Genomic DNA, 24,371 nt, shown 5'->3' on the forward strand with positions numbered 1-24,371 from the left:
GTCACCTTAGCCTGCTTTTTTAATGTCTTCATCAACAATCTGGGTTTGATGAAACAGCGCAGCATGAAACAATGTCGCCTGCTGTTCCAGCTCGGCCACATATTCCTGTACCAGACGCTGGAAATAACGGTAAGCAAATAAGGCCGGCACCGCAATCAGCATACCCGCTGCGGTGGTAATCAGCGCCTTGGAAATCCCCGGAATCATTAAAGTCGGGTTGCTTGAACTGATATCAATCATCAGGAAAGATTCAATAATCCCCAGAACGGTCCCCAATAAGCCCAGCAGCGGCGCCACAGCACTTAAAGTCCCGAGGAAATTAATATTTTTTTCCAGATAGCCAATTTCCTGAGAGGCTGTCGCTTCCATCTGCGCACGCGCAAACTGTTCAGACTGGTGTTTATTTTGCGCACCAGCCATAAAGATTCGGCCCAAAGTACTGTGCTGTAAATTTTCCGATTGCTGCAACTGCTGTAACACGCCTTGCACCGGCTGTCCGGTTTGTAATTGCAAGGCTTTCGGCACCACACCGGCACGCTTAAGACGTAAAAAACGCTCAATACTGATGGCCAGCGTAAACACAGAGCACAACAGTAACGGCAGCATCAGCCAACCGCCTGCTTTTACCAATTCCCACATTCGATTTTCCCCAATAAATCTACAATAAAAATTAATCAGCCAAGCAGATATTTAAAATACCATCTAGTTCTTCTAAGGAGTGATAGCTGATCACCAGCTTCCCCTTACCCTGCTTGTTATGATCAATTTTGACATTGGCACTGAAACGCTCTGACAGACGTTGTGTCAGTTGCTGAATATCCGGTGCCGGTTCTGCTTTTGGTTTTTCTGTTTTTGGTGCGCTCCAGTCACGCACCAGCTGTTCGGTCTGACGGACCGACAAACTCTTTTCAATCACCAGTTCAGCCACTTTCAGCTGATCTTTGGCTTTTAAGGTCAAAATGGCGCGCGCATGGCCCATATCCAGCAGCCCTTGCTGCATCAGGTCTTTAACTTCTTCAGTTAAAGTCAACAAACGCAACAGGTTACTGACCGTAGTTCGTGCCTTACCGACGGTGTCGGCAATTTCCTGATGGCTCAGACCAAACTCGTCATGGAAGCGCTGCAAGGCCATGGCCTGATCAATCGGATTCAGATCCTGACGCTGAATATTTTCAATTAAAGCCAGTGCAATCGCCACCTGATCGGTCAGGTCACGGACAATTGCCGGAACTTCGGTGAGTCCCGCCAGCTGTGCGGCACGCCAGCGACGTTCACCAGCAATAATTTCATACGGATGCTGTTCGTCATCAATCGGACGAATCACAATCGGTTGCATGACCCCGTGTTTTTCAATCGAGGCGGCAAGTTCCTGTAAGTCCTGTTCATGGATAAAACGGCGTGGCTGATATTCACCCCGTTTTAATAAATGCACATCAATCTGTTTTAGCTGACCATGATCCAAAGACTGGGCTTCAAGTTGTAATTTTTCTTTCTGGATCGACCCAAGTAAGGCATCCAAACCACGACCTTTGGCGAGTCCGCGTTTTTTTATGGTCATGCTTTACTTCCTTTTTTCACTTTGCTTTTCTTTAACATTTCAGCTGCCAGATTCAGGTAAGCAACTGCACCCTTTGAACTTTTCTCAAAATAAATTACAGGCAAACCATGCGCCGGTGCTTCGGCCAGACGCACATTACGTGGAATCACGGTGTCATACAGTTTTTTGCCAAAATACTGCTGCAGCTCTTCAGACACATCACGGGTTAATGCATTACGCGCATCGTACATGGTTCGCAGCACGCCAATAATTTCCAGCTCTGGGTTTAAGGCCTGCTGAATCCGGTCGATGGTCTGGGTTAAATCGGCCAGGCCTTCCAGTGCATAGTATTCACATTGCATTGGAATCATCACGCCCTGTACCGCAGCCAGCGCATTCACGGTAATTAAGCTTAAGCTTGGCGCACAATCGACAATAATATAGTCAAAACTTTTTTCAATTTCGCCCAGTGCATCACGCAGAATAAACTCGCGCCCTTCCTGCTCGGCAATAGCCAGTTCCACACCGGACAAATCACGGTTTGCGCCTAAAACCTTATAACCCACTTCCGATTTGGTAATGGCCGTTTCAATTGGCACTTCGCCCAGCAACACATCGGTAATGGAATATAGAAGGTCGTTTTTTTGGATACCAGAACCCATCGTGGCATTTCCCTGTGAATCCATATCCACAAGTAAAACGCGCTTTTTCAAAACAGCTAACGATGCTGCCAAATTTACTGCGGTTGTAGTTTTACCGACACCACCTTTCTGGTTCGCAATCGCAATAATTTGTGCCATGGTAACCCCAATCCTTAGAATGAATTAAATATGTTTTAATAAAAGTAGATGACGCTGTTCGTCCAGACGTGGAACTTTTAGCTCGATAATTTCACAGCTGAACTCATCTTTCAATGCTTCAACCTCATCGGCCGGAATCAGACCTTTCATGGAAGCAATAATACTCTGTCCATGCATAAACGGTTTTGATGCCGCCACAAAATCGGTCAGAGATGCAAAGGCACGGCTGGTGATGACATCAAACTGGCCTAACTCACGGATACTGTCTTCATTTTCGACTCGGGTTTGGACCGCCACCACGTTTTGCAGTTTCAGATCGGCAATAAACTGCTTCAAGAAACGGATTTTTTTGCCATTCGAGTCCAGCAACACGCACTGACGTTCCGGCTGACATAAGGCAATGATCATGCCCGGCATACCGCCACCGGTACCAATGTCCAGCAAACGGCCGGCAGGTAAATCTTTGAGAATACTCAGGCTGTCGAGCAAATGCTTGACCAGCATTTCTTTCGGATCACGAATTGCGGTCAAGTTATACGCTTTGTTCCATAGCACCAAAGCATCTTGATATTGGAGTAATAAATTTAAAGTCTCATCGCTGAGCTCTAAACCCAAGGCCTGACTACCCTGCTTGAGTTCCTGAAAAAACGTATGCATAAACAATGAACGTCTCGAAAAAGTTAGCTGAAAGTATACCGATTTATCTGCCAAGTCACAGCAGCGAGTGCTTAGTGAATATGCACTTAAGCGTACACACCTTGCTGAATTTGTTGATCCAGTGCATTTAATCGCTCAGGAGTGCCAACATCAACCCAGACACCCTGCAATTTGCTGGCGGCAATTTTTTCATCCTGCATGGCCTGTTTCAATAACGGTGCCAGTGGACGCTTGCCACCTTCCAGGCCCTGGAACATCTGCGGATCAATCACGGCAATACCGCTATAGGTCAGATTTTCACCGGATTTTTCCTGATCAAAGGTATAGGCTTTTTGTTCCGAGAGGGTGAAATCGCCTTGCGGATGCTGCGCCGGATTCTCCACCAGCACCAGATGCGCCAGCTGTTCCTGTAGTTGTACCGACAATAATGGCGCAAAATCCATGGTGGTCCAGACATCGCCATTGACCAGAATAAAGGGCTCATTGCCGAGCAGCGGCAGCGCGTTAATAATCCCGCCTGCGGTTTCCAGACCTTCGCCTTCATGCGACCAGAGAATATTAACGCCAAACTGGCTGCCATCCCCCAAAGCCTGAGCCAGTTTTTCACCCAGCCAGGCGGTATTGATCACAATTTCGGTTACGCCAATGCGCTGCAGTTTTTCGATATGCCAAACAATCAGCGGCTTACCGCCCACTTCCAGCAAGGGTTTAGGCGTATGCAAGGTTAAAGGACGCATCCGGTTACCTAAACCGGCAGCAAGAATCATGGCTTTCATCAGGCAGCTACCTCATAACGACCATATTTGGCTTCAAATGCCGGCATAACTTTTTCACGAATAAACTGCATAAAAGGCTGCAATTCGGCATAAGGCTGCGATTCTTCCAGTAGATACCACATCACGCGCGGCAAATCTTTTAAGTAACCCGATTTGCCATCACGCTCGAACAGGCGCACAAAAATACCCAGAATCTTGATATGACGCTGAATCGCCATCAGGTCGGCGTCTTTCTTGAACTGCTCAAAATCACGCTCCTGCTTGGCGCTTTCCGGCAGCAAATCATAAAAGGTTTTAAACCAGCGATAGACACGATCTGCATTCCACTGCACGTAGGCATCACGGGTAATTGAAATCAGATCATAGGTATCGGCGCCAATTACCGCATCCTGAAAATCAATCACCCCAAGTTCGGTTTCACCTGCAATTTTCATCAGGTTCCGGCTGTGAAAATCACGATGTACAATCACTTGTGGCTGGGCCAAAGCCGCATTGGCCAGAATAGCAAAGGTACGCTTGATTAACGCGCTCTCTTCTGCGGTTGGCTGAATCTGTAATGAGGGCAACATCCAGTCGGTGAGCAGCTCCATTTCACTGATCAGTTTTTCATAGGAATAGTCCGGGAAATGGCCTTCGCCAGCAATGGACTGCAATTGGATCAGCTGCTTAAAGCTTTGTGCATAGTAGTCATCGACAGTCTGTTCATTTAACAGGGTCGAGAGCAATACATCACCAAAATCTTCCAGTAGCAAAAAGCCCTGCTGCAAATCTTTGGCGATGATATGCGGCACGCGTACACCATGCGCATCAAAAAATTCATCAATCGTCACAAAAGGACCACAATCTTCTTTTTCTGGTGGTGCATCCATCAGCATAAATGTTTTATTATTCAATTTGATTCGTGCATAACGACGGAAGCTTGCATCGCCTGCTAAAAAATGAGTTTCAAATTGATCTGAACCGAGTACAGATGTAATCCATGTTTGTATCAATTGTTCACGTTGTGTATTCATTTGCAATAAATTCTAATACAGGCTGAGTTTTTAAAGTGCTAAGTGTAGCTACTTCTGCGCTTTTTCTCTATGATGCGACAATAATTAATTGCGATTAAGCACTCTTGGTTAATGAGACAAATGAAGCATCAGTTTAAATTTAATCCTTTAGCGACTGCGATCTTGACCCTGTTATGTGGACACGCGATGAGCAGTCATGCAGAGACCACAGAGCCCGCTTCATCCATCACCAATCAACAACTCAAACAGAGCATTCAGGATGCTTATCCGGGCCAGTCGTTTTTTGAACAGTATTATGTCGATAAAACCGCGCCAGAAGCCCAGCAGCGTTTTGGCCAAGAGCTGAGTTCAGCCTATTGTCAAGGCGCCTGGGTCACGCCAATTAGCCCGGACACCGTGGCCGTTGCTGCTGAAGAAGCCACCTCGACCGTTACCGCTGATTATGGTCACTATAATCCTAATGGGGATTCGGTTTTAGAAGGCAATGTGGTAATTGACCAGCAAGGCCGCCAGATTCGTGCCGATAAAATTACCATTGACCAGACCCAGACCTATGCCAGTGCCGAAGGCCGGGTACAAATGGCGCAAGCCGGTTTACTGGCGCAAAGCGACCAGATCAATTACAACCTGAAAACCCAGCAAGGCGATTTACACAACAGCTTCTATATTGCAGAAGAACAGCACGCACATGGCATGGCGGAAAAGATTGCCCGCACTTCAACCAATACCTTGGTATTGAACAATGCCACCTATAGCACCTGCCCGCCTGAACAGGCACCGACTTGGAAAATTCAGGCCGATGAAATCAAGCTAAATCAGGAAACCGGTCGCGGTGAAACCCGTGGCACCAAACTGTATGTAAAAGATGTACCGGTGCTGGCAGTGCCATATTTTAACTTCCCGATTGATGACCGTCGTACTACCGGTATTTTGACCCCGAGTTTTGGCTTTACCAATGATGGTGGAGTTGAACTGGCGGTACCGGTCTACCTGAACCTGGCTCCAAACTATGATGCCACCGTGACACCACGCTATATTGGTGACCGTGGCCCGATGCTGGAAGGTGAATTCCGCTATCTGACCGAGAATTTTGGTCAGGGTCAGATCTGGGGCGGCTACCTGGCCTCTGACAATAAATACAATGATGAAGATCGTAAGGATTTTCACTTTCTGCATAACTGGCAGATTAACGAGCAGTTCAATACCAATCTGGAATATAACTACGCTTCAGATAAAGACTATTTTGCTGACTTAAACAACAACCCGAACTCCAGAACCGACCTGAACTTACGCCGCGCCTGGGAACTAAATTATCGCAATGGCATTCCGGGTTTAAGAGCGCAGCTAAAAGTTGAAGATTTCCAGCCGCTGGACCCAACTATTCCAGATGAAGACCGTCCGTATGCGCGTTTACCACAGTTCTTATTGAACTATAAAACTGGTAATCCGCAAGGTTTCCAGATTGAGTTTAACCACGACACGGCTTACTTCAAGAAAGATATTAACAATCTGGAAGCCAGTACCACCGACCTGAACAGCTATGAGCCAAGTGGTACCCGTATCTATAACGATTTTAAAGTACGTTATAACTACCGCAACCCATGGTCTTTTGTGATTCCAGAAGTATCACTTCGCAACGTCAACACCTTCTTTGACAAAGACACCCAAAACGCGCTGAATCAGTTTGATTCATCTAGCGAAACCAAATCGGTGACGGTACCGCAGTTTACCCTGGACGCCGGTCTGACCTTTGAAAAAGAAGGTCGCTTCCTGCAAACCATTACCCCGCGTGCCTTCTATGCCTACGCGCCGTATCAGAAGCAGGATGGCCATCCAAATTTTGATTCAGCCACTGCTTCCATTAATTATGACCAGCTGTTTAGCCCATACCGTTTCTACGGCCATGACCGCCTGGAAGACAACAACTTCCTGTCACTCGGTTTAAGCTACAGCCTGTTTGATGAAGTAGGTTTAGAGCGGATTCGTGCCAGCCTGGGTCAAAGCTTCTTCTTTGAAGATCGCCGTGTGACCCTGGAAAATACTGCAGACAGCTTTGATACCGAAAGCCGCACCGGCCCGGTAGTGAGTCTGGCCAGCCAGTTAACCGAAAACCTGAATATTGGTGCCAATGCCGCCTGGATGTCAAACGGTGACAATGCCCAGCGCGATCTGCACCTGTTCTATACCGGTGAACAAGGCAATTTATACAATGTCGGCTATATTAACCGTCGTCATATTCCAAACCGTCAGGATCATTATGATCAGGTGGTGGCCTCGTTCATTCAACCGGTCTACAACAACTGGCGTATTCTGGGTCATGCCCAATACGATTTGGACAATAGCGTCGCCCGTGAATATTTACTCGGTGTGAACTATGAATCCTGCTGCTGGGGCATCTCGGTCTACGGCCGCTCTTATTATAATGATCTGGATGATGTCTCCGATCACAACGTCAAGCCGAAACGCGCCATCATGGCCGAATTAAACCTGAAAGGCCTCGGCAGTTTCAACAATAAACTTGCATCTTTACTTGAAAACCGTATTTTAGGGTTTAATAGAACTAATCAAACTTGGACACAACGTTAATGAAGACACCACAGTTAAAACAATTTTTTAAAGCCACTGCCTTAGCTTTATGTATTTCTTCAGCTGCACCTGCTTTTGCACAAACTGTAGATCAGGTCGTGGCCGTGGTGGATAACAGTGTCATCCTACAAAGTGATTTAGCGCAAACCGCTGCCGAAATGCAGCAACAATTACAGGCACAAAACAAAACCGTGCCACCGGCCCAATATTTACAACAACAAGCCTTAGAACAACTGATCGTGCGTCAGGCACAGCTGGAACAGGTCAAACGTTACAACATCAAACCTGATGAAAAAGCATTAAATGAAGCGGTGATGCGTGTGGCCCAGCAAAATGGCAGCAAAAGTCTGGAAGATTTCCAGCAGAAAGTCGACCGTATTGCACCGGGGACCTATGCCTCTTTACGCAACCGTATTGCTGAAGATTTGGCAATTAACCGTCTGCGTCAGCAAGTCGTGATGTCGCGAATTAAAATTAGCGATCAGGATGTCGATAACTTCCTGAAAACCCCGCAAGGTCAGGCCGCTTTAGGCAGTCAGGCGCATGTGTTGCATGTGCGCGTATCCGGTGAAAATGCACAGGCCACCGCGGAACAGGTTAAAACTGCACTGAATAACAGCAATGACCTCAATGCCATTAACAAGCAGTTCAGCACAGCTGCCACCAAAGTTGAATCGGCTGATATGGGTTTCCGCAGCCTTTCTGAAATTCCGGCTGAACTGGCTGCACGTGTAAGTGCACTTGACGTCGGTCAGACCACTGAGCTGATTGCAGTCAATGATGGTATTCATGTGCTGAAACTGGTCGATCGTAAAGCCGGTGAACAGCGCGCGCTGGTCCCACAATATCAAACCCGTCATATTCTGATTCAGCCAACAGAAGTGGTGAGCCCAGAAAATGCCAAGCACATGATTGACAGTTTGTATAACCGCCTCAAAGCTGGTGAAGATTTTGCAGTGTTGGCCGGTACTTTCTCAACCGATACCGGTTCTGCCCGTGATGGCGGTAGCCTGGGCTGGGTTAGCCCTGGAGTGATGGTGCCTGAATTTGAACAGCAAATGAAAAGCACCCCGGTAGGTGAAATCAGCCAGCCATTTCAAACCCAGTTTGGCTGGCATATTCTACAGGTGACAGATACCCGCCAGCAGGACATGACCCGCGAATACCAGGAACGTATGGCACGCCAGATTCTAGGTGAACGTCAGTTTGATACCGAACTGGACAGCTGGTTACGTGAAATTCGCAGCAATGCCTTTGTCGATATTAAAGATCCAAACCTGGACCGTAAAAATAACTAGGTCTTAAAAAATGAAAAACCAGTGCCTGCACTGGTTTTTTTAATTCTGGCTTTTCACCTCGCCATCAATAGCAATAAAAAAACCGCTGAATTCAGCGGTTTTTTTATAAGAGAACTTAAGCCCTTAATATTGATTAACGGTTGTTGTCATCTTCTTGAGAATCTTCAAATTTAGAGTCGTTGTCAAAACCAGAAGCTTGACTACCGAAGCCAGCGCCTTGACCGCCAAAGCCGCCTTGACCACCGAAGCCAGCACCTTGACCACCGAAACCACCTTGACCGCCGAAGCCGCCTTGACCACCGAAGCCACCTTGACCACCGAAGCCGCCGCCTTGACCACCGAAGCCGCCTTGACCGCCAAAGCCACCACCTTGACCGCCGCCGAAGCCACCGCCTTGACCACCGAAGCCACCAGCGCCTTGAGCACCAGCAGGTGCACCAGCAGGACGTGGATTACGTGCAGGTACAACTGTAGAAATCGCGTGTTTGTAAACCATTTGGCTTACTGTATTTTTTAATAGCACCACATACTGGTCAAAAGATTCGATATGACCCTGTAATTTAATACCGTTTACAAGGAAAATAGAAACTGGAATACGTTCTTTACGGAGAGAATTCAAGAACGGATCTTGTAAAGTTTGACCTTTAGACATGTTATAACTCCAAAAATAATTAAAAATCAGCGCAAAAACTATCTTTATTTTTCAATTAAAATTTATAAAAAAGACAGTTCATAAATTTTGCTTTATCCGTAACAGTTTCGCAAGTCTTCTTGAGCCTGCTTTATCGTAAAATATGTTTGAATTTTATGCGATTCCTGCAACGATCTGAGCCAAGTATATTGACGTTTTGCAAGTTGTCGTGTTGCAAATAGGGCCTTATCCTCCATTTCCTGCTTTTTATTGAGACTTTTATCACTTTTCTTTAGAAATTCTAAAGCTTGTCGGTATCCAACAGAGCGCATAGAGGGTAAATTCTCATCTAAATCGTATTTTTCAATAAGCCTTTCTACTTCATTCAAAAAACCCATTGACCACATTATTTCTAATCGTTTTTCTATACGTTGATGTAATTCTACCCGATCTGGCAGCAAGGCGTGATTATGAAAAGTGTAACGATATGGTACATTTTTGGGCTGTTCTGCTTGTAGTTTGGTAATAGGTTGACCGGTTAACTTGAACACTTCCAAGGCCCGGATAATCCGTTGCTTATCGCTGACTTTAAATTTCTGTCCGGCTAAAGCATCTACCGTGCACAATTCGGCATACACCGCTTCCCAGCCTTCACGTGCCGCCTTATCTTCAATTTCAGCGCGCACCGCATAATCTGCACTTGGCAAATTACTGGACAACCCTTCCAGCAAGGCCTTGAAATACAGCATAGTTCCGCCCACCAGAATCGGGGTTTTGCCACGCGCATGCATATCATCAATTAAAGCACAGGCATCTTCTACAAACTGCGCAGCAGAATACACCTCTAAAGGGGTAATAATATCAATCAGATGATGCGGATAACGCGCCTGCTCGGCTTTGCTTGGTTTGGCGGTACCAATGTCCATATCCTGATACACCAAAGCGGAATCGACTGAAATCAGCTCAAAATGCCCCAGTTCATAGAGTTCACACGCCAAAGCAGTTTTACCGCTTGCAGTAGGTCCCATTAAATTGATGACCGGCAATTGATTTGACATGTACCACTACTCTCCTCGAGCAAAAAGTTTATCTAATTGAGCCAATGGAAAGGCACGCCAGGTCGGGCGGCCATGATTACATTGGCTGGCAAATTCGGTTTGTTCCATCTGGCGCAGCAAGGCGTTCATTTCAGACAGGCTCAGCATACGATGCGCACGCACGGCACCATGACAGGCCATGCCGGCCAGAATCTGGTCACGTTTTTGTAGCAGCGCTTGTGCTTCATCGGCCGGGTCCAGATCATTCAACAATTCAGGAATCAGCGCATCAAAATTGGCCTTATGCAAAATCGCCGGCACCCCACGCACAATCACCTGCTCATCACCATATTGATCCAGATCCAGCCCTAAACGTGCCAGCTGCGGTTTTAGCTCTTCAATCCGCATCGCCTGCATCCGGCTAATGCTAATCACTTTAGGAATTAGCAGCTGCTGTGAGGTCCAGAATTCCGGCTTATCCCAAGCCGATTTCATTTGCTGTAATAAAATCCGCTCATGCGCCGCGTGCATATCGACAATAATCAAGCCTTCGGTATTTTGCGCCAGAATATAAATTCCGTGTAACTGGGCAATGGCAATCCCGAGTGGATGTTCATCTACCGGAGCTGGCTGCGTATCACCTGCGGCCGACTGTGGGCTGGATAATGCAGATTCATCCAGCTCACGTAACGGTGCCAGATAGCTTTTCAGCGCATTGTTCAGCTGCTGTGAACCGGTATAGGCGTTGCTATAACCGGTATTCTGGCCACTGGCCATTTTCTGGCCTTGTGGTAGTGCATAATCCACACTTTGCGGGCGGGCATCGCTAAAATCTGTCAGTAATTCTGGTGCCGCCTGATTAGATACTGGCACGATGGCTTCGGCTGCTTTATGCAGCTGGAACTGTTCCTGATAACGTGGCTGCGCCGCAAACACCGGCTCCGGGGTTTCAGTTTTCATGGCCGTGGCCAAGTCGGCACTGGCGGTTTGGAACTGTGCCAGGGTTTCTTTGCCATAATGACGCACAAACTCATGCACTTCACGCTGGTTTAAAAAGCGGATTTCATGCTTGGTTGGATGCACATTGACATCAATATTTTCAGGTTCAACTTCCAGAAACAGCAAATACGCCGCATGCTGATGACCATGCAAAATACCATCATAGGCCATGCGCAGCGCATGTGAGATGGTCTTGTCTTTAACAATCCGGCCATTTACATAGACATATTGTAAATCGGCCTGTGCCCGCGCATCGGAAGGATGGCCCAACCAGCCCGACAGACGCATGCTGATACTATCGGCATCAATCCAGTAAGCATTTTCGGTAAACTGTCGTCCCAGCAATTGCTGTACACGCTGAAAACGCAGCTCGCCGCTGTCAGCAACCGGCAGGTTCAGCTTGATGCTGTTATTATGTTCCAGCACAAAACGGATATCAAAATGCGTCAGTGCCAGACGGCGCACAATTTCTTCAATATGGCCAAATTCGGTACCCGGCTTTTTTAAAAATTTACGGCGTGCCGGCACATTAAAAAACAGATCCTGCACCCGAATATGGGTTCCTTTCGACGCAGCCACCGGCACAATCTCCTGATGATCAAAAGCCGTGCCATTCACTTCAACCTGATAGCCCACCCCTTCATCTGTCTGGCTGCTGATCAGGCTTAAACGCGATACTGCGGCAATGGACGCCAGCGCTTCACCGCGAAAACCGAGGCTGACAATGGCATGCAAGTCATCGGCAGTTTGAATTTTACTGGTGGCATGACGCATCACTGCCAAGGGCAGATCTTCAGGATGAATGCCGCGCCCATTGTCAATAATTTCAATCAGGGTACTGCCGCCCTGTTCCACCCGGATAATCAGTTCGGTCGCACCGGCATCAATCGCATTTTCTAATAATTCTTTGACCACAGAAGCCGGACGCTCAATAACTTCTCCGGCGGCAATCTGGTTGGCCAGTGCCGGATCAAGCGCGCGGATACGACGTGTACTTAAATCAGCCGACATGGGTAAAATTCTGCTCCAGAGCGTGTTGCAAAGCGGCAGAAGACGAGTTGAGAGTTGCGGTGCGGCTCAGTTCATCTTCAGACTTTAGAATATTAATAATCAGGTCCGGTGCTGGAATTTCATCCCCACCTTTTGATGGCCATTCAAATAAAAATAAGGCGTTTGCTGTATCCAGATAATCGCGGATGCCCATCAGCTCCAGTTCATAAGGGTCATTCAGGCGATACAGGTCAAAGTGGAAAATATCCTGACCATTGACCTGATACGGCTCCACCAGGGTATAGGTGGGACTTTTTACCGATCCCTGATGACCTAAGCTTTGTAACAGATAACGGGTCAGCGTGGTTTTCCCTGCGCCCAAATCCCCAATCAGATAAATCACCCCGCGCGGGAAATGCGCCGCCAAAACCTGAGCCAGATTTTGGGTCTCTTGTTCATTGTTCAGGTTCAGACAAAATGAATACTGCATAATACTCGCGACATGATTCAAAACAGCAATTATGATAGCATCGCAGCCGTTTAAAAGCCTATTCGACTGCGTCAGAATCTGTATTTTTTCACAGCATTTGTTACCTAATTTGAGATGTGCACCCGTTCATGAGCTCCACTGCCGATTTTATTCCCCCGATGATTAATGGTGTTAGCGCCAGCAAAGTTTACTTGCAGCCATCATCGGCAAGTACAGTGTATGCCTACCTGTGCCAGCAGTTTCCGCATATTTCTGCAGCTGAATGGCTGTCGCGCTTTCAGGATGGTCTGGTCTATGATGCACATGGTCAGCGTCTAAACACAGACAGTCCCTTTCAGGCACATACACACTGTTTTTACTATCGTTTTTTAGCCCATGAAGTAACGGTGCCGTTTCAGCATCAGATTTTATTTGAAAATGAAGATTTGCTGGTGGTAGATAAACCGCATTTTCTGACCATGAGCCCAACCGGACAATATGTGCAGCAAACCTTACTGGTGCGTTTGAAACAGCAAACTGGCAATGAACAGCTGACCCCGATTCACCGTTTAGACCGGGAAACTGCCGGCGTGGTGCTATTTTCCAAACAGCCGGCCAGTCGTGGTCTTTATCAGCAAATGTTTGCCGAACGTCAGGTCCGCAAGACCTATCATGCGATTGCACCTTTTCGTGCCGATTTAAGTTTTCCTTGCACCACCCGTTACCGCATGGAAAAAGGTCAGCCGTTTTATACCATGCAGGTGGTGGATGGAGTACCCAACAGCGAAACCGATATTGAGCTGTTAGCGCATAACGGTCATTTGGCAAAGTATTTGCTTAAACCTGTCACCGGTAAGCAGCATCAATTGCGGGTGCATTTAAATCAGCTTGGAATTGCTATTTTAAACGATCCATTTTATCCGCAGGTGCAGCATAAAACGGAAGATGATTTTTCTGCGCCTTTACAGCTTCTGGCCAAAGATATTTGCTTTCAGGACCCAATCAGCAAAGCAGCAATGGCGTTTAGCTCCCAATTTGACCTGACACTGTAATCTAATTGTCATTACATTTATTTCAATTTTTCCTGTGTATGAATATTGAAATTACAAATGGTTAGATTAAAATGTGTCTACACAGTTAAGTGCACTTAAATTAATTAAAATCATGAGAAAAACTGAAGTTTATCAAATTCGCCTGGATTCTCAGGAAAAGAAACAGGCTTTTGCCGTGTTTAAACAGTTGGGGATTACACCGGCACAAGCGGTTCGTCTGTTCTTTAAACAGGTCGTTCTGACCAAATCTATTCCTTTTTCTATCGAAAACCAGAATATTAATCTGGAGCAGCTGATCAAGTTAAGAAAGCTCAAGCAAGAACAGCAAAATACTCAGGCCACACCAACACCTGCGCCCGTCAGCCCCGACACTTCCCCACTGGACGATGAAGATCTGGACCTGTTTGCCGAATTAAATGCCCTCTTGGGTGAAACTGACAAAAGTTAACAGTGTTGTATTTATAAACAATATTTTAATTTAATCTGCTAAAAACTTGGTTATGCTGCATAGACAACAATAAGATATGCAGGGAGTCATGGATGATTGTCAGACGCGCAACCGTAGCAGATCTCGAGCAGCTGGCCGTATTATTTGATGAATATCGTCAATTTTATGGTGCATCTTCTAACCTGAAGCTTTCACACCAGTTTTTACAACAGCGTTTTGAAAATCATGAAAGCGTGATTTTTATTCATGTGAAAGATGAGGTGATTACCGGTTTTATCCTGCTGTATTTAGGCTTTTCTTCGGTGGCCTGTACCACCTATTATATTCTGGATGATGTCTATGTGACGCCGGTCTATCGTCGTCAAGGCTCGGCCAAACAGCTGATTGATACCGCAATTCATTTTGCCCGTCATAACAATGCACTACGGATTAGTCTGCAAACCCAGAACAACAACTATCAATCGCATCAACTGTATGAACAGATGGGCTTTATTAAAGACAATGAGTTTCAGACCTACCACTGTTTCTTAAAATAGCCCAATCTATTAAAAGCCGGTTTAATCCTGCATCCGGGTACGCGCCTGCTGTACCTGGGCGTCATCTAAATAGATCCACTGCCCCAACTCGAGTTCTGGCAGGTTTAAAGCGCCAATTTGCTGACGATGCAGCTTTTCCACCTTATTGCCAACTGCTGCCAGCATCCGCTTTACCTGATGATAGACACCCTGATGAATGGTCATTTCCAGCTCGTGCTCGGCCAGACGGCAAATATCGGTGGCAGCAAAAATGCCGCTTTCATTGCGCAGTTCGACTCCATCTGCCAGTTGCTGGATTTGCGCATCTGTGACCGGATCTGCGGTGTACATGCGATAGACTTTGGCCACATGCTTTTTCGGATGGGTCAGCGCCTGTAAAAACTGGCCATCATCAGTTAGCAATAACAAACCGGTGGTGTCCTGATCTAAACGTCCCACACATTGCAGGCCACGGTTCAGCAAAATATCGTCAAACAGATCAAACACACTAAAATGATGGGTGGCCTGATGTGAACACTCATAACCTTGCGGTTTGTTTATCGCGATATAGACCTTCTCCCGATAGGTATAGTCCTGCCCATAGACCGAAAATTTTAAACCCTGCAACTGCAGTTTCTGTTTGGGTTGGGTGATGACTTCACCCTCAATGGCAATCGCACCATTTTGAATCAGCTGCTGGCAGTGTTTGCGTGAACCAAAGCCTTGCGATTGCAACATTTTTTCTAAAGTCATCGAATTACCTGTGGAGTGAAAGCTGTATCAATATGGAAGATGGCGTATTTTATACTGAAACCGCGCTGGAGTTGGAATCTATCAGCAGGCCCCGCTGAAAAAGGCTACAATAATGGCCTCTTTTTCTCCCATGCCACCGTGTTCAGCCTGTATGTCACACCTCGATTTAAACCTGATTGTTCTGCTTATTTTATTGGCCTGCGGTATTTTTAGTCACAATACTGCCGTCACCATTGCTGCCGCGGTGTTAATCGTGTTTCGCATCACACCACTGGAAGTATATTTTCCGCTCTTGCAACAGCATGGTTTAAATATTGGCATTATCATTTTGACCATTGGCGTACTAACGCCCATTGCCAGCGGTAAAATCCCCGGTGATGAAATCCTGAAATCATTTATGCACTGGAAATCCATACTCGCGATTGGCATAGGCCTGTTTGTGGCCTGGCTCGGTGCACGTGGGGTACAGCTGATGAGCCATCAACCGAATATTGTCGCTGGCCTGCTGATTGGTACGGTTGCCGGTGTGGCCTTGCTGCGCGGTGTGCCGGTCGGACCATTAATTGCCGCCGGCATTTTATCGTTATTGATTGGTTCTAAATAGCCGCTTCATACAGACACGGCTTTAAAGAGATACGGATACACGATTAGGCACGTACATCGGCCTGAAACAGCTTTTGGCATAATAGCCAGCCCATTGCCGAGAACGCAGCCATCACAATACCGACCCAGAACCAGTCTCCGGTGGCAAAAACAATCGCAGCAATTGCTGGTGGCAACAGAAACTGCGATGTCGCTGAGCACTGTAAAATCATGCCAATGGTCGCACTAATGGCCACCGGACTAGGCGCAAAACGCAAGGCTTGAGCAAAGACCACCGCGGCGACCAGACCACCAAATAACGAAAAGCTAAACACGCAGGCAAACTGCAGTAAAAATGGTAACTGGGCCTGAAAGATATAGAAACTTAAGGCACACAGCATCAAGATGATAAAACCGGTTTGGACTAAAGTTTTAGGCAGCAAACCGCGCTGCAACATGATGCCGCAGGCAAAGGTCCCGACTGCATTGGCAATCGCCACCGAGGCAGTTAATGCGCCTGCCAGCGTCAAGGAAATCTCGTTTTGCTGATAAATCGTCGGTAAGAAACCGACCAGACTAAACCATTGTCCGGCATAGGTGCCGAACATCAATGCCAGCATCCACGCTGGTGGATGTTTGAGCGTGGTTTTGATCAGCTGAAACACTTCAATTTTCTGGGTTGATTGTTGCGGTTTCGGCACTCGGGTGGCGACCAGCGCAAACAGGCTTAAGGTCAGTAGTGTTAGCGTCAGCCATACCCCTTGCCAGCCCATCATGGTGATTAGCCACGGCGTCAGTAATAAGGAAATCCCCATGCCGCCGCCCATATAGGCACTCCACAAGCCCATTTTGGCGGAAATTTCTTCTGCCGGCACCAGCTGGCGAATATAGGCCGGACCACTTAAGGTCACCAGTAAAAAGCCAAATCCTTCCACTACCCGCAGCAGCAGCAAACTGCTGACGCTTTGGCTAAACCCACCGAGCAAACTGGCTGCGCTTAGTAAGCCCAGTCCAAGCAAGACACAGCGTTTCAGTCCAATTTTTTCGACATAACTGCCCAAGGTCAGTGCAAACAGCATACCAGCCCCTTGCACCAGCGACAGCAACAAACCAGCTTGTACCAGCCCGATCCCCAGTTCCTGCTGTAATACCGGCACCGCTGGCGGTAATTTACCGACATGCATCGCCGCGACAAAACCTGCACAAATAATCCAAATATCCCTGCTGAACCATTGTACTTTGGACATACCCTTACTCACTTCAATCTTGTGACTTGAGCTTATCAAGTTCAGTAACTGCCATTTATTAAAAAAACATCTCATCTTATGTTTTTCCTGAATAAATGGCGTAGCTGGCAGATGATTCAACGACCTGAATCCTCACCATTATTTACTCAAAAATTACGCTATTTGTGCGGATGTTATTGTGCATAGTAATGACTACGCTTTTGCGAAAATTTTTCCAGCTGTTTCAGGAAGCCTTCAAAATAGCTTTTTTCTTTTTCTTCACTGCGATAACCAGCATACAGCGTGCGGCGTAGTCCTTCTGCCGAAACACAATGCAGACGGCGTGAAGTGACCCAACCTTTTTGTTCATATTCATTTACCACCCAGTCCGGTAAGGCCGCCACACCCCGACCGCTGGCCACCAGCTGGATTAACATCTGGGTTAAATCTGTGGTGCGAATGGCTTTCGGATAGATATTGGCCGGAATAAACAGCTTGGCCATAATATCCAGGCGGTGTTTATCCACCGGATAGGTAATTAAAGTTTCTTCGGCCAGGTCCTGCACCGAAATGTCCGCAGCACGTACCAATGGATGGGTATTGGACAGCACCAGACGCGACTCATATTCAAAAATCGGGAAATACTCGATGCCTTTTAAGGCAATCGGGTCGGCGGTAATCAGTAAATCAAATTCGGCATGTTGTAATAATTCATGCGGATTGGCTTCAAAGCCGGAAGCAAAATCCAAATCAACATCGGGATATTGCTGGCGGTACTGATTTAACAGCGGCATCAGCCAGTCAAAACAGCTATGACATTCCGAAGAAAAAATAATCCGGCCGGTTTGCCCATGCACAATCCGGGTAATATCGGTTTGGGCAATCTGGATCTGCGGCAAAATATCATCTGCCAGTTTCAGCAAACGCTGCCCCACATTGGAAAACGTCACCGGACGCGAGCGACGATTGACCACTTCCACCCCATACCAGTGATCCAGCTCTTTCAACTGATGGGAAATGGCAGATGGAGTCAGGCATAAATCATTGGCCGCGGCCACCAGTGAACCATGTTCGCGTAAGGCCAATAAGGTTTTTAAATGACGAATTTCAAGCATGGGAAATGAAGTATCTCAAAATCAGGAGATGCACTGCGCTGAATGCAATGTCGCCCTAAAAATAAAAATATGAATTAAATTCATCTTAGCATAAATTCCATGAGTTGGTTTCATTATTCTAAATAAGGCAGCTTTTAAGAGATGGCGCTGTTTTTAAGCAAGATGAAGTTGAATTTGAAATACGCCTAAATACCGAATAAGCATAAAAAAGAGCATCTTTAAGATGCTCTTTTATTACGGAAGGATGAAAAGTTTATTCTACATATAGCAAGGCCAGACGCACCTGATCATAGCCCATGCGCGGACTGGTCAGCTCGACAATCGGGCGCAGCTTGATCGTGCCATCATCATTAAAATAATCACTTTGCTGACGTTTTTGCAGGCGTTTATAAATTTTGCGGATTTGCTCCACCACTTCCTCACCCGGATGCGCCACCGAAATATCTAGTCCCTGTTCCTTATGCAAACGCGCCAGATGGTTAATAATCGTCGCTGGAGTCAGGCCACGTTCATGGGCAATATCTTCAATCTCATAACCTTCTTCAAACAAGGCCCGGGTTTCATCTAGCGTTGCTGAGGCATAATTCTGCTTGCCGCCACTGCGTGCGATTTTCCGTTCATTGCGTTCAATTTCAACCTCATTCAAGGTGCCGCCACAATGCCGGATGAAGGCTTTATGCTGTGCGGTCAGGTCAATTTCGGCAAAATTCTGTTCTGCTTCCTCTGACAGTTCCTGAAAACGGCGATCGGCTTTAATTGCCAGACTGTCCAGCTCCAGCGCCTGCTCGTTAAAGCCCAATAAACGCAGGCCATCTAGAGTTTTTAATCGTGACAGTGCCACATAGCCCTGACCTTTTTCAAAGGTATGGCTCAGGTTAATTTCTGCCGCTTCTAAAGTCATACCTTGCGATTTATGAATGGTAATTGCCCAGGCCAGACGCAACGGAATTTGCTGGAAACTGGCAATGGTTTTTCCGGCTTCATTATCAATCGACCAGGTTTCCGGTTCGACCAGCAGCACCGTGCCATCAGTCAGTTTGACTTTCGGCAGGCAGCCATATTCATCATCTTCTTCAAAGCCAATCACCTCGCCCAGACTGCCGTTGATATAACCCATATCAAAGTTGTTTTTAACAAACATCACTTTGGCATGTTTTTTCAGGGTCAAGGTTTCAGGCGCACGCACCGAAGATTTTAAGGTTTCAATCAGTTTGTCATTCCCATCACAGCTGGCATCGAACTGGCGACTTTCAGCATCAATTTCATTTAAATGCTTAAAGTTGATGGTATCGACATCCATATTGTGAGTATATAAACGGGTAAAGGTGTCGCCAATATCCTGCTGACGGGTATTTTGCAGCGCCTGCAGATGCTGCGGGCCAATATCCTGACGACGAATCGCATTGAGAATATCGTTTAAAAAGTCATTGCCCTGACGATGCTGCTCGGTCAAATAGCAGACCCGGAATTTGGCCTCGACCCAGGCCTCCGACATAAAGCAGAATTTATCGCGATTACGTTCATCATTTCTGCCCACTGGCGGCAACTGGAAGAAATCACCAGCGACAATCACCTGAATACCACCAAAGGCTTCATCGCTTTCCTTAAAATATTTCAGCACCTGATTGACCAGATTCAGCTGCTTGACATGCAGCATCGAAATTTCGTCAATAATCAAGACCTGCGCATTTTCCAGATGTTCTTTCAGATATTTGCGCTCTTTCATATTTTTCAGGTCGGCATCAGACAAGACATCTTTAATACCAATGCCGGCCCAGGTGTGAATGGTCATACCATTCATATGTGTGGCGGCAATTCCAGTCGAGGCAGTAATCGCCACCGGCACTTTACGCGCTTTTAAATAGTTGATGTACTGATTGAGCGTATAGGTTTTCCCTGCACCGGCCGAGCCTGTTAAAAATACATTTTCGCCCGCTTTTAAGAGTTTGAGTGCAGTTTCCTGTTTCATAAGACCTATACCGTAGATGAACGGCTATAGCCTACCCATTTTTCAGCAAAAAGTTAAGGCAAAAACCACATCTGGCGACATCACTTGTCATAAAGTTCCAGCAGATGGGTCCGGTTTTAAGCGGCTGTTCAGCCATTGAATAAACTGTTCCGCAATATTGACCAGCAATTGCTCCGCTTTATGATTGTTCGGATATTCCAGCTGATCAAAGCGCAGCTGTCCATCAAGCAGATGACAACCCAGCGTTAAGGACTGGCGATAACACGGCGATGACATATGAAAAGCCACATATTCGCCTTCAATAATTTTCTGGCTATAACTCACCGCCAGACAATGATGAAAACTGCGCGACTCCTGAATAATCCGGTCCAGACTGTTCAGTTCCTCAAAGCACCAGCCCAGATACTGGGTTCTGCCTTGTAGCGATACGGGCGGCCAGTGGCGGACGTTTAACTGTTTTTTCAGCTTGGCCAGAATTTCGGCTTTATGTACCTCATGATGCCAGCGCACCGCACGCTGAAAAATACTGCTCCAGCTGACATTTTTCGGGGTGTAATTTTTTTCATTAAAATAATCGACCAGATAATCGCGCACATAGACATCAAATACCGATTCACGCACCGGCCCGGCCTTTAAATAAAACAGCTGCCGGAATTGCTCCAGCGTCAACTGATGACGGCGTAAACAGTGCATAAAGTCACGCGATTGCTGACTCTCCGGATGAATAAACTGCATTAATTCAGCCGGCAGTTCTGCCGTGACCTTATGCAGATGCAGCATATAGGCCTGCATCACCCGGCTTAAACGTGCATAAACCTGTTTCACCTGCAGTTCATCCTGTGCCGCAACAATCGCCAGCAAATTCATCCATTCATCTAAATACAAAATAGACGGGCTGATGCTAATTCGCGGGTCTTCCAGTGACTGGCGCTGGCCTTTTTGCACCACCCGGGAATTATGCTGATGTTCAAACCATTGATGTTGCAGCGCAAAATGATCACAGCTCTGAATAAACAGCCGCGCCGAGGCATACTGGAAATACTGCAAGGTGGCCAGAATAATGCGTGGATGAATCTGGCTGCAATCAACAAAACTTAGCGCCACCACCGCGACACGGACACTGGAATGATGAATATTGTCACTGAGCCAGTCCAGCACCAGCTTCGATTGCCGAAACAGCCAGTTGACTGCGCGTGGATAATCAAACAGTGGCAAGCGCGCAACTTTGGTCTGCCAGATGCGGGTATTTTTTTCCAGAAAATGCTGCTTGGCCAGAATATTATCTTCGGCCCAGACCGCGCGGTTCATAATCCGGACAAAGCCTAATAAATGACTCTGCTCTACCGCGTGTCGATACAACAGCCGAATATCGTCCTGATGATCGATTAAATCCTGTAAATTAAATCGCTCTGGAAATGAGATACTTAAAATACGATACATGGCTTTAGGCAGAAATTCTGCTGCACTAAAACAAAAATCATCATAACTTTGCATCAGTGCTTGCACTGGCAAAAAGGTTTCACCCTCTACAAATTCCAAAGCACACAGTGTCGATAAAGCAGTTAAAACATCTTCAGGAATTGGCTGCCCTTGCTGCACAAATTTGGTCAATACTGGCTGATACTGATCGTCTACCTGCATTAATGCCTGATCTAAAATTTGTGCCTGCATTGCATCTAAATGCAACAACAATTGCTTAACCCGTGCTGCACCATCTACCCAAAGATAAACTTGCTGCAGAATCAATTGCCGCAATTGCTGCGCCTGCTTACGCAAAAATAAGGAATGCTGCGGTTTTAAATCCCCTGTCAAAAAATGCAGATCATGTAAGAAAAAATCTTCAAACGCTTCTTGCTGTTGCCGCGCAAATTCAAAGTGGGTTTCTATTAAATTTGTATGCGATTTTGGCGAATAAAATTCAAGGCTAAACAGACCATTCAACAATTCGACCCGATGCTGCAAAGGATCAATTCGAAACATATTTTGTGCTGTAAAATGCCCAACCAGATCCATTTGATCTTGATAGATTTCTGCGGCCACACTGGAAATACGAACCAATTGCTGTGCAACGGCATGCAACTGGCTATGCTGGCGACTTGGCTGCATATACGCTCCTCATGCTTAAGTGCGGTCTATCTAAGTGTCATCTTATTTTTATTTGATTACACCGAATAGACCCATCACGTGATACATCCCTATTTTTTGTTTTTTATTTCCCATCCGCAAAAAGTGGACAATTCTTCAATCTAGCTTAAGCCACTTATTAATTGAATTACACTTTAAATATGTGTGTGCTGTATTCACACCTTAAAATTAGAGATACAAAAAATACTATAAACAAGATTTGTGCTCTTGCCTATAGACTGCGCACTACTTCAGATAATAAAACAAATTAAAAATCCATAATTTTCAAGTGATTATTTTACACTCTTTGATCAGCAACTAGGGTTGGTATTTGGTAGGTAGGATTTCACAACAAAGCAATGGATACTCAAATTACGGTTCAACACCGCGATAACAACACATTATTCCAATATCCAATGCAAGAAGGAATCTGAGCATGGCTTTTAAAAATATTGCAGATCAAACCAACGGTTTTTATATTCCTTGTGTGTCACTCTTCGGCCCTGGTTGTGCCAAAGAAATTGGCGTAAGAGCACAAAATTTAGGCGCCAAAAAAGCCCTAATTGTGACTGATGAAGGACTGTTTAAATTTGGCGTTGCCGATACCATTGCAGGCTACCTCACCGAAGCAGGCGTTGCCAGCCATATCTTTGCTGGTGCAGAGCCAAATCCGACCGATATTAACGTGCATAACGGTGTCGATGCCTACAATGCCAATCACTGCGACTTTATTGTGTCCTTAGGTGGTGGTTCTTCCCACGACTGTGCCAAAGGCATTGGCTTAGTGACCGCAGGTGGTGGGCATATTCGTGATTATGAAGGCATTGATAAAAGTACCGTGCCAATGACCCCACTTATTGCCATTAACACCACTGCAGGTACAGCTTCGGAAATGACCCGTTTCTGTATTATTACCAATACAGACACCCACGTTAAAATGGCAATTGTCGATTGGCGCTGTACACCACTCATCGCCATTGATGATCCAAAACTCATGATTGCCAAACCTGCAGGTTTAACCGCAGCAACAGGCATGGATGCCTTAACCCATGCTGTAGAAGCCTACGTTTCAACTGCAGCCAATCCTATTACCGATGCCTGTGCAGAAAAAGCCATTCGTATGATTAGCCAGTGGCTCAGCCCTGCTGTGGCAAATGGTGAAAATATTGAAGCACGTGATGCCATGAGCTATGCGCAATATTTGGCAGGTATGGCATTCAACAATGCCTCTCTAGGCTATGTGCATGCCATGGCGCATCAACTTGGCGGTTTCTACAACTTGCCGCACGGCGTTTGTAATGCAATTTTATTGCCGCATGTTTGCGAATTTAACCTGATTGCCTGCCCTGAGCGTTATGCAGATATTGCAGAATTGATGGGAGTCAATACTGACGGATTAACTACCACAGAAGCCGCCTATGCCGCAATTGATGCAATTCGTGAATTATCTAGCTCAATTGGTATTCCAACAGGTTTAGCAGAGTTAGGCGTTAAAGAAAATGACTTGGCTATTATGGCTGAAAATGCACAAAAAGATGCCTGCATGCTCACCAACCCACGTAAAGCCAATCATGCACAAGTGGTCGAAATTTTTAAAGCCGCGATGTAATTTGAATCTCCTGCTGAGTGAATCACGATTTGCTCAGCATCTCCCATCTTTTTTTCAATTTTCCTCTGTTGCTGTTTTATTTTTATCCTTCCCTTTGGCAGAACCATCTCAGATGCGTTCTGCTTTTTTTGCTGTTCAGAACAAAATGAACTCTCAGCATAAAACTAAACCGTTATAGATGCAGA

At 46.3% G+C, this 24,371-nt stretch carries 22 protein-coding genes; 7 read left to right on the forward strand and 15 right to left on the reverse strand.

What is annotated here, in order from left to right; translation table 11 throughout:
• Nucleotides 1-6 precede the first annotated feature (6 nt).
• The 6 genes from FTT63_RS00690 to FTT63_RS00715 form a co-directional block, all read right to left on the reverse strand.
• Nucleotides 7-639: a MotA/TolQ/ExbB proton channel family protein gene (locus tag FTT63_RS00690; protein WP_005177480.1), complete on the reverse strand. Its 633-nt coding sequence runs from the start codon at nucleotides 637-639 to the stop codon at nucleotides 7-9.
• Between the two features lie 31 nt (nucleotides 640-670).
• Nucleotides 671-1,558, reverse strand: a complete 888-nt coding sequence (locus tag FTT63_RS00695; RefSeq protein ID WP_005177477.1) for a ParB/RepB/Spo0J family partition protein — start codon at nucleotides 1,556-1,558, stop codon at nucleotides 671-673.
• A complete protein-coding gene (locus tag FTT63_RS00700; RefSeq protein WP_005177476.1) occupies nucleotides 1,555-2,337 on the reverse strand; it encodes a ParA family protein in 783 nt (260 codons plus the stop codon). The genes FTT63_RS00695 and FTT63_RS00700 overlap by 4 nt, the downstream gene beginning before the upstream one ends.
• A gap of 24 nt (nucleotides 2,338-2,361) precedes the next feature.
• On the reverse strand, nucleotides 2,362-2,994 hold the full coding sequence (gene rsmG, locus FTT63_RS00705; protein WP_075166778.1) for a 16S rRNA (guanine(527)-N(7))-methyltransferase RsmG: 633 nt from the start codon (nucleotides 2,992-2,994) through the stop codon (nucleotides 2,362-2,364).
• A gap of 86 nt (nucleotides 2,995-3,080) precedes the next feature.
• A complete protein-coding gene (gene murU, locus FTT63_RS00710) occupies nucleotides 3,081-3,770 on the reverse strand; it encodes an N-acetylmuramate alpha-1-phosphate uridylyltransferase MurU (protein WP_171431954.1) in 690 nt (229 codons plus the stop codon).
• Nucleotides 3,770-4,783 (reverse strand): aminoglycoside phosphotransferase family protein, encoded by a 1,014-nt coding sequence (locus tag FTT63_RS00715; protein WP_005177470.1) that lies wholly within the window; start codon nucleotides 4,781-4,783, stop codon nucleotides 3,770-3,772. The genes murU and FTT63_RS00715 overlap by 1 nt, the downstream gene beginning before the upstream one ends.
• Nucleotides 4,784-4,903: 120 nt before the next feature.
• Between FTT63_RS00715 and FTT63_RS00720 the strand changes: the two genes are divergently transcribed.
• Both FTT63_RS00720 and FTT63_RS00725 read left to right on the forward strand, forming a co-directional pair.
• Nucleotides 4,904-7,369, forward strand: coding sequence for an LPS-assembly protein LptD (locus tag FTT63_RS00720; RefSeq protein ID WP_180191878.1), 2,466 nt, complete (start codon nucleotides 4,904-4,906; stop codon nucleotides 7,367-7,369).
• A complete protein-coding gene (locus tag FTT63_RS00725) occupies nucleotides 7,369-8,667 on the forward strand; it encodes a peptidylprolyl isomerase (protein ID WP_016658233.1) in 1,299 nt (432 codons plus the stop codon). Before FTT63_RS00720 ends, FTT63_RS00725 begins: the two co-directional genes overlap by 1 nt.
• Before the next feature lie 133 nt (nucleotides 8,668-8,800).
• Here FTT63_RS00725 and hfq read toward each other — a convergent pair whose 3' ends face one another.
• From hfq to tsaE, 4 genes are all read right to left on the reverse strand, one after another.
• Nucleotides 8,801-9,319, reverse strand: a complete 519-nt coding sequence (gene hfq, locus FTT63_RS00730) for an RNA chaperone Hfq (RefSeq protein ID WP_104472242.1) — start codon at nucleotides 9,317-9,319, stop codon at nucleotides 8,801-8,803.
• Nucleotides 9,320-9,411: 92 nt separating this feature from the next.
• The gene (miaA, locus tag FTT63_RS00735) at nucleotides 9,412-10,356 is read right to left on the reverse strand and encodes a tRNA (adenosine(37)-N6)-dimethylallyltransferase MiaA (RefSeq protein ID WP_005177459.1); all 945 of its coding nucleotides are present in this window, start codon (nucleotides 10,354-10,356) and stop codon (nucleotides 9,412-9,414) included.
• A 6-nt stretch (nucleotides 10,357-10,362) separates the two neighbouring features.
• Nucleotides 10,363-12,345, reverse strand: coding sequence for a DNA mismatch repair endonuclease MutL (mutL, locus tag FTT63_RS00740; protein ID WP_168393937.1), 1,983 nt, complete (start codon nucleotides 12,343-12,345; stop codon nucleotides 10,363-10,365).
• A complete protein-coding gene (gene tsaE / locus FTT63_RS00745) occupies nucleotides 12,335-12,814 on the reverse strand; it encodes a tRNA (adenosine(37)-N6)-threonylcarbamoyltransferase complex ATPase subunit type 1 TsaE (RefSeq protein ID WP_075166770.1) in 480 nt (159 codons plus the stop codon). Before tsaE ends, mutL begins: the two co-directional genes overlap by 11 nt.
• A 128-nt stretch (nucleotides 12,815-12,942) precedes the next feature.
• On the opposite strand from tsaE, the gene FTT63_RS00750 reads away from it, so the two are divergent.
• The 3 genes from FTT63_RS00750 (at nucleotide 12,943) to FTT63_RS00760 (ending at nucleotide 14,829) form a co-directional block, all read left to right on the forward strand.
• Nucleotides 12,943-13,845 (forward strand): RluA family pseudouridine synthase, encoded by a 903-nt coding sequence (locus tag FTT63_RS00750; protein ID WP_016658238.1) that lies wholly within the window; start codon nucleotides 12,943-12,945, stop codon nucleotides 13,843-13,845.
• A gap of 112 nt (nucleotides 13,846-13,957) precedes the next feature.
• A complete protein-coding gene (locus FTT63_RS00755) occupies nucleotides 13,958-14,293 on the forward strand; it encodes a type II toxin-antitoxin system RelB/DinJ family antitoxin (protein WP_127799418.1) in 336 nt (111 codons plus the stop codon).
• Between the two features lie 92 nt (nucleotides 14,294-14,385).
• Complete coding sequence (locus FTT63_RS00760) at nucleotides 14,386-14,829, forward strand: GNAT family N-acetyltransferase (RefSeq protein WP_005177446.1); 444 nt, start codon at nucleotides 14,386-14,388, stop codon at nucleotides 14,827-14,829.
• 21 nt (nucleotides 14,830-14,850) lie between these two features.
• On the opposite strand, the gene FTT63_RS00765 is transcribed toward FTT63_RS00760, so the two are convergent.
• Nucleotides 14,851-15,561 carry a pseudouridine synthase gene (locus FTT63_RS00765; RefSeq protein ID WP_163170057.1) on the reverse strand — a complete coding sequence of 237 codons (711 nt, stop codon included), beginning with the start codon at nucleotides 15,559-15,561 and terminating at the stop codon, nucleotides 14,851-14,853.
• Nucleotides 15,562-15,712: 151 nt separating this feature from the next.
• On the opposite strand from FTT63_RS00765, the gene FTT63_RS00770 reads away from it, so the two are divergent.
• Nucleotides 15,713-16,165: a DUF441 domain-containing protein gene (locus tag FTT63_RS00770; protein WP_034597660.1), complete on the forward strand. Its 453-nt coding sequence runs from the start codon at nucleotides 15,713-15,715 to the stop codon at nucleotides 16,163-16,165.
• A 43-nt stretch (nucleotides 16,166-16,208) separates the two neighbouring features.
• On the opposite strand, the gene FTT63_RS00775 is transcribed toward FTT63_RS00770, so the two are convergent.
• The 4 genes from FTT63_RS00775 to FTT63_RS00790 all read right to left on the reverse strand — a co-directional run bounded on the left by FTT63_RS00775 (nucleotide 16,209) and on the right by FTT63_RS00790 (nucleotide 22,559).
• Nucleotides 16,209-17,390, reverse strand: a complete 1,182-nt coding sequence (locus tag FTT63_RS00775) for a CynX/NimT family MFS transporter (protein ID WP_227554659.1) — start codon at nucleotides 17,388-17,390, stop codon at nucleotides 16,209-16,211.
• Between the two features lie 173 nt (nucleotides 17,391-17,563).
• Nucleotides 17,564-18,484, reverse strand: a complete 921-nt coding sequence (locus FTT63_RS00780; protein ID WP_005177438.1) for a LysR family transcriptional regulator — start codon at nucleotides 18,482-18,484, stop codon at nucleotides 17,564-17,566.
• A gap of 253 nt (nucleotides 18,485-18,737) precedes the next feature.
• Entirely contained in the window at nucleotides 18,738-20,453 is a 1,716-nt protein-coding gene (locus tag FTT63_RS00785) for an AAA family ATPase (RefSeq protein ID WP_127799385.1), read from the reverse strand.
• Nucleotides 20,454-20,540: 87 nt separating this feature from the next.
• Entirely contained in the window at nucleotides 20,541-22,559 is a 2,019-nt protein-coding gene (locus tag FTT63_RS00790) for a hypothetical protein (protein WP_180191880.1), read from the reverse strand.
• Between the two features lie 454 nt (nucleotides 22,560-23,013).
• Here FTT63_RS00790 and FTT63_RS00795 point away from each other — a divergent pair, with 454 nt between their 5' ends.
• Nucleotides 23,014-24,186: an iron-containing alcohol dehydrogenase gene (locus tag FTT63_RS00795; RefSeq protein ID WP_104491824.1), complete on the forward strand. Its 1,173-nt coding sequence runs from the start codon at nucleotides 23,014-23,016 to the stop codon at nucleotides 24,184-24,186.
• Nucleotides 24,187-24,371: the final 185 nt, after the last annotated feature.

The sequence above is a fragment of the Acinetobacter sp. C15 genome, assembly GCF_013420645.1.
GTDB lineage: Bacteria > Pseudomonadota > Gammaproteobacteria > Pseudomonadales > Moraxellaceae > Acinetobacter > Acinetobacter indicus.

Excerpts from the sequence above, each read along its gene's own strand:
- FTT63_RS00785 (WP_127799385.1), bottom strand. The coding sequence starts at position 20,453 with ATGAAACAGGAAACTGCACTCAAACTCTTAAAAGCGGGCGAAAATGTA.
- FTT63_RS00775 (WP_227554659.1), bottom strand. The coding sequence starts at position 17,390 with ATGTCCAAAGTACAATGGTTCAGCAGGGATATTTGGATTATTTGTGCA.
- FTT63_RS00695 (WP_005177477.1), bottom strand. The coding sequence starts at position 1,558 with ATGACCATAAAAAAACGCGGACTCGCCAAAGGTCGTGGTTTGGATGCC.
- rsmG (WP_075166778.1), bottom strand. The coding sequence starts at position 2,994 with ATGCATACGTTTTTTCAGGAACTCAAGCAGGGTAGTCAGGCCTTGGGT.
- murU (WP_171431954.1), bottom strand. The coding sequence starts at position 3,770 with ATGAAAGCCATGATTCTTGCTGCCGGTTTAGGTAACCGGATGCGTCCT.
- FTT63_RS00790 (WP_180191880.1), bottom strand. The coding sequence starts at position 22,559 with ATGCAGCCAAGTCGCCAGCATAGCCAGTTGCATGCCGTTGCACAGCAA.
- FTT63_RS00715 (WP_005177470.1), bottom strand. The coding sequence starts at position 4,783 with ATGAATACACAACGTGAACAATTGATACAAACATGGATTACATCTGTA.
- FTT63_RS00720 (WP_180191878.1), top strand. The coding sequence starts at position 4,904 with ATGAAGCATCAGTTTAAATTTAATCCTTTAGCGACTGCGATCTTGACC.
- tsaE (WP_075166770.1), bottom strand. The coding sequence starts at position 12,814 with ATGCAGTATTCATTTTGTCTGAACCTGAACAATGAACAAGAGACCCAA.
- hfq (WP_104472242.1), bottom strand. The coding sequence starts at position 9,319 with ATGTCTAAAGGTCAAACTTTACAAGATCCGTTCTTGAATTCTCTCCGT.
- FTT63_RS00725 (WP_016658233.1), top strand. The coding sequence starts at position 7,369 with ATGAAGACACCACAGTTAAAACAATTTTTTAAAGCCACTGCCTTAGCT.
- FTT63_RS00690 (WP_005177480.1), bottom strand. The coding sequence starts at position 639 with ATGTGGGAATTGGTAAAAGCAGGCGGTTGGCTGATGCTGCCGTTACTG.
- miaA (WP_005177459.1), bottom strand. The coding sequence starts at position 10,356 with ATGTCAAATCAATTGCCGGTCATCAATTTAATGGGACCTACTGCAAGC.
- FTT63_RS00700 (WP_005177476.1), bottom strand. The coding sequence starts at position 2,337 with ATGGCACAAATTATTGCGATTGCGAACCAGAAAGGTGGTGTCGGTAAA.
- FTT63_RS00795 (WP_104491824.1), top strand. The coding sequence starts at position 23,014 with ATGGCTTTTAAAAATATTGCAGATCAAACCAACGGTTTTTATATTCCT.
- FTT63_RS00750 (WP_016658238.1), top strand. The coding sequence starts at position 12,943 with ATGAGCTCCACTGCCGATTTTATTCCCCCGATGATTAATGGTGTTAGC.
- FTT63_RS00755 (WP_127799418.1), top strand. The coding sequence starts at position 13,958 with ATGAGAAAAACTGAAGTTTATCAAATTCGCCTGGATTCTCAGGAAAAG.
- FTT63_RS00765 (WP_163170057.1), bottom strand. The coding sequence starts at position 15,561 with ATGACTTTAGAAAAAATGTTGCAATCGCAAGGCTTTGGTTCACGCAAA.
- FTT63_RS00760 (WP_005177446.1), top strand. The coding sequence starts at position 14,386 with ATGATTGTCAGACGCGCAACCGTAGCAGATCTCGAGCAGCTGGCCGTA.
- mutL (WP_168393937.1), bottom strand. The coding sequence starts at position 12,345 with ATGTCGGCTGATTTAAGTACACGTCGTATCCGCGCGCTTGATCCGGCA.
- FTT63_RS00770 (WP_034597660.1), top strand. The coding sequence starts at position 15,713 with ATGTCACACCTCGATTTAAACCTGATTGTTCTGCTTATTTTATTGGCC.
- FTT63_RS00780 (WP_005177438.1), bottom strand. The coding sequence starts at position 18,484 with ATGCTTGAAATTCGTCATTTAAAAACCTTATTGGCCTTACGCGAACAT.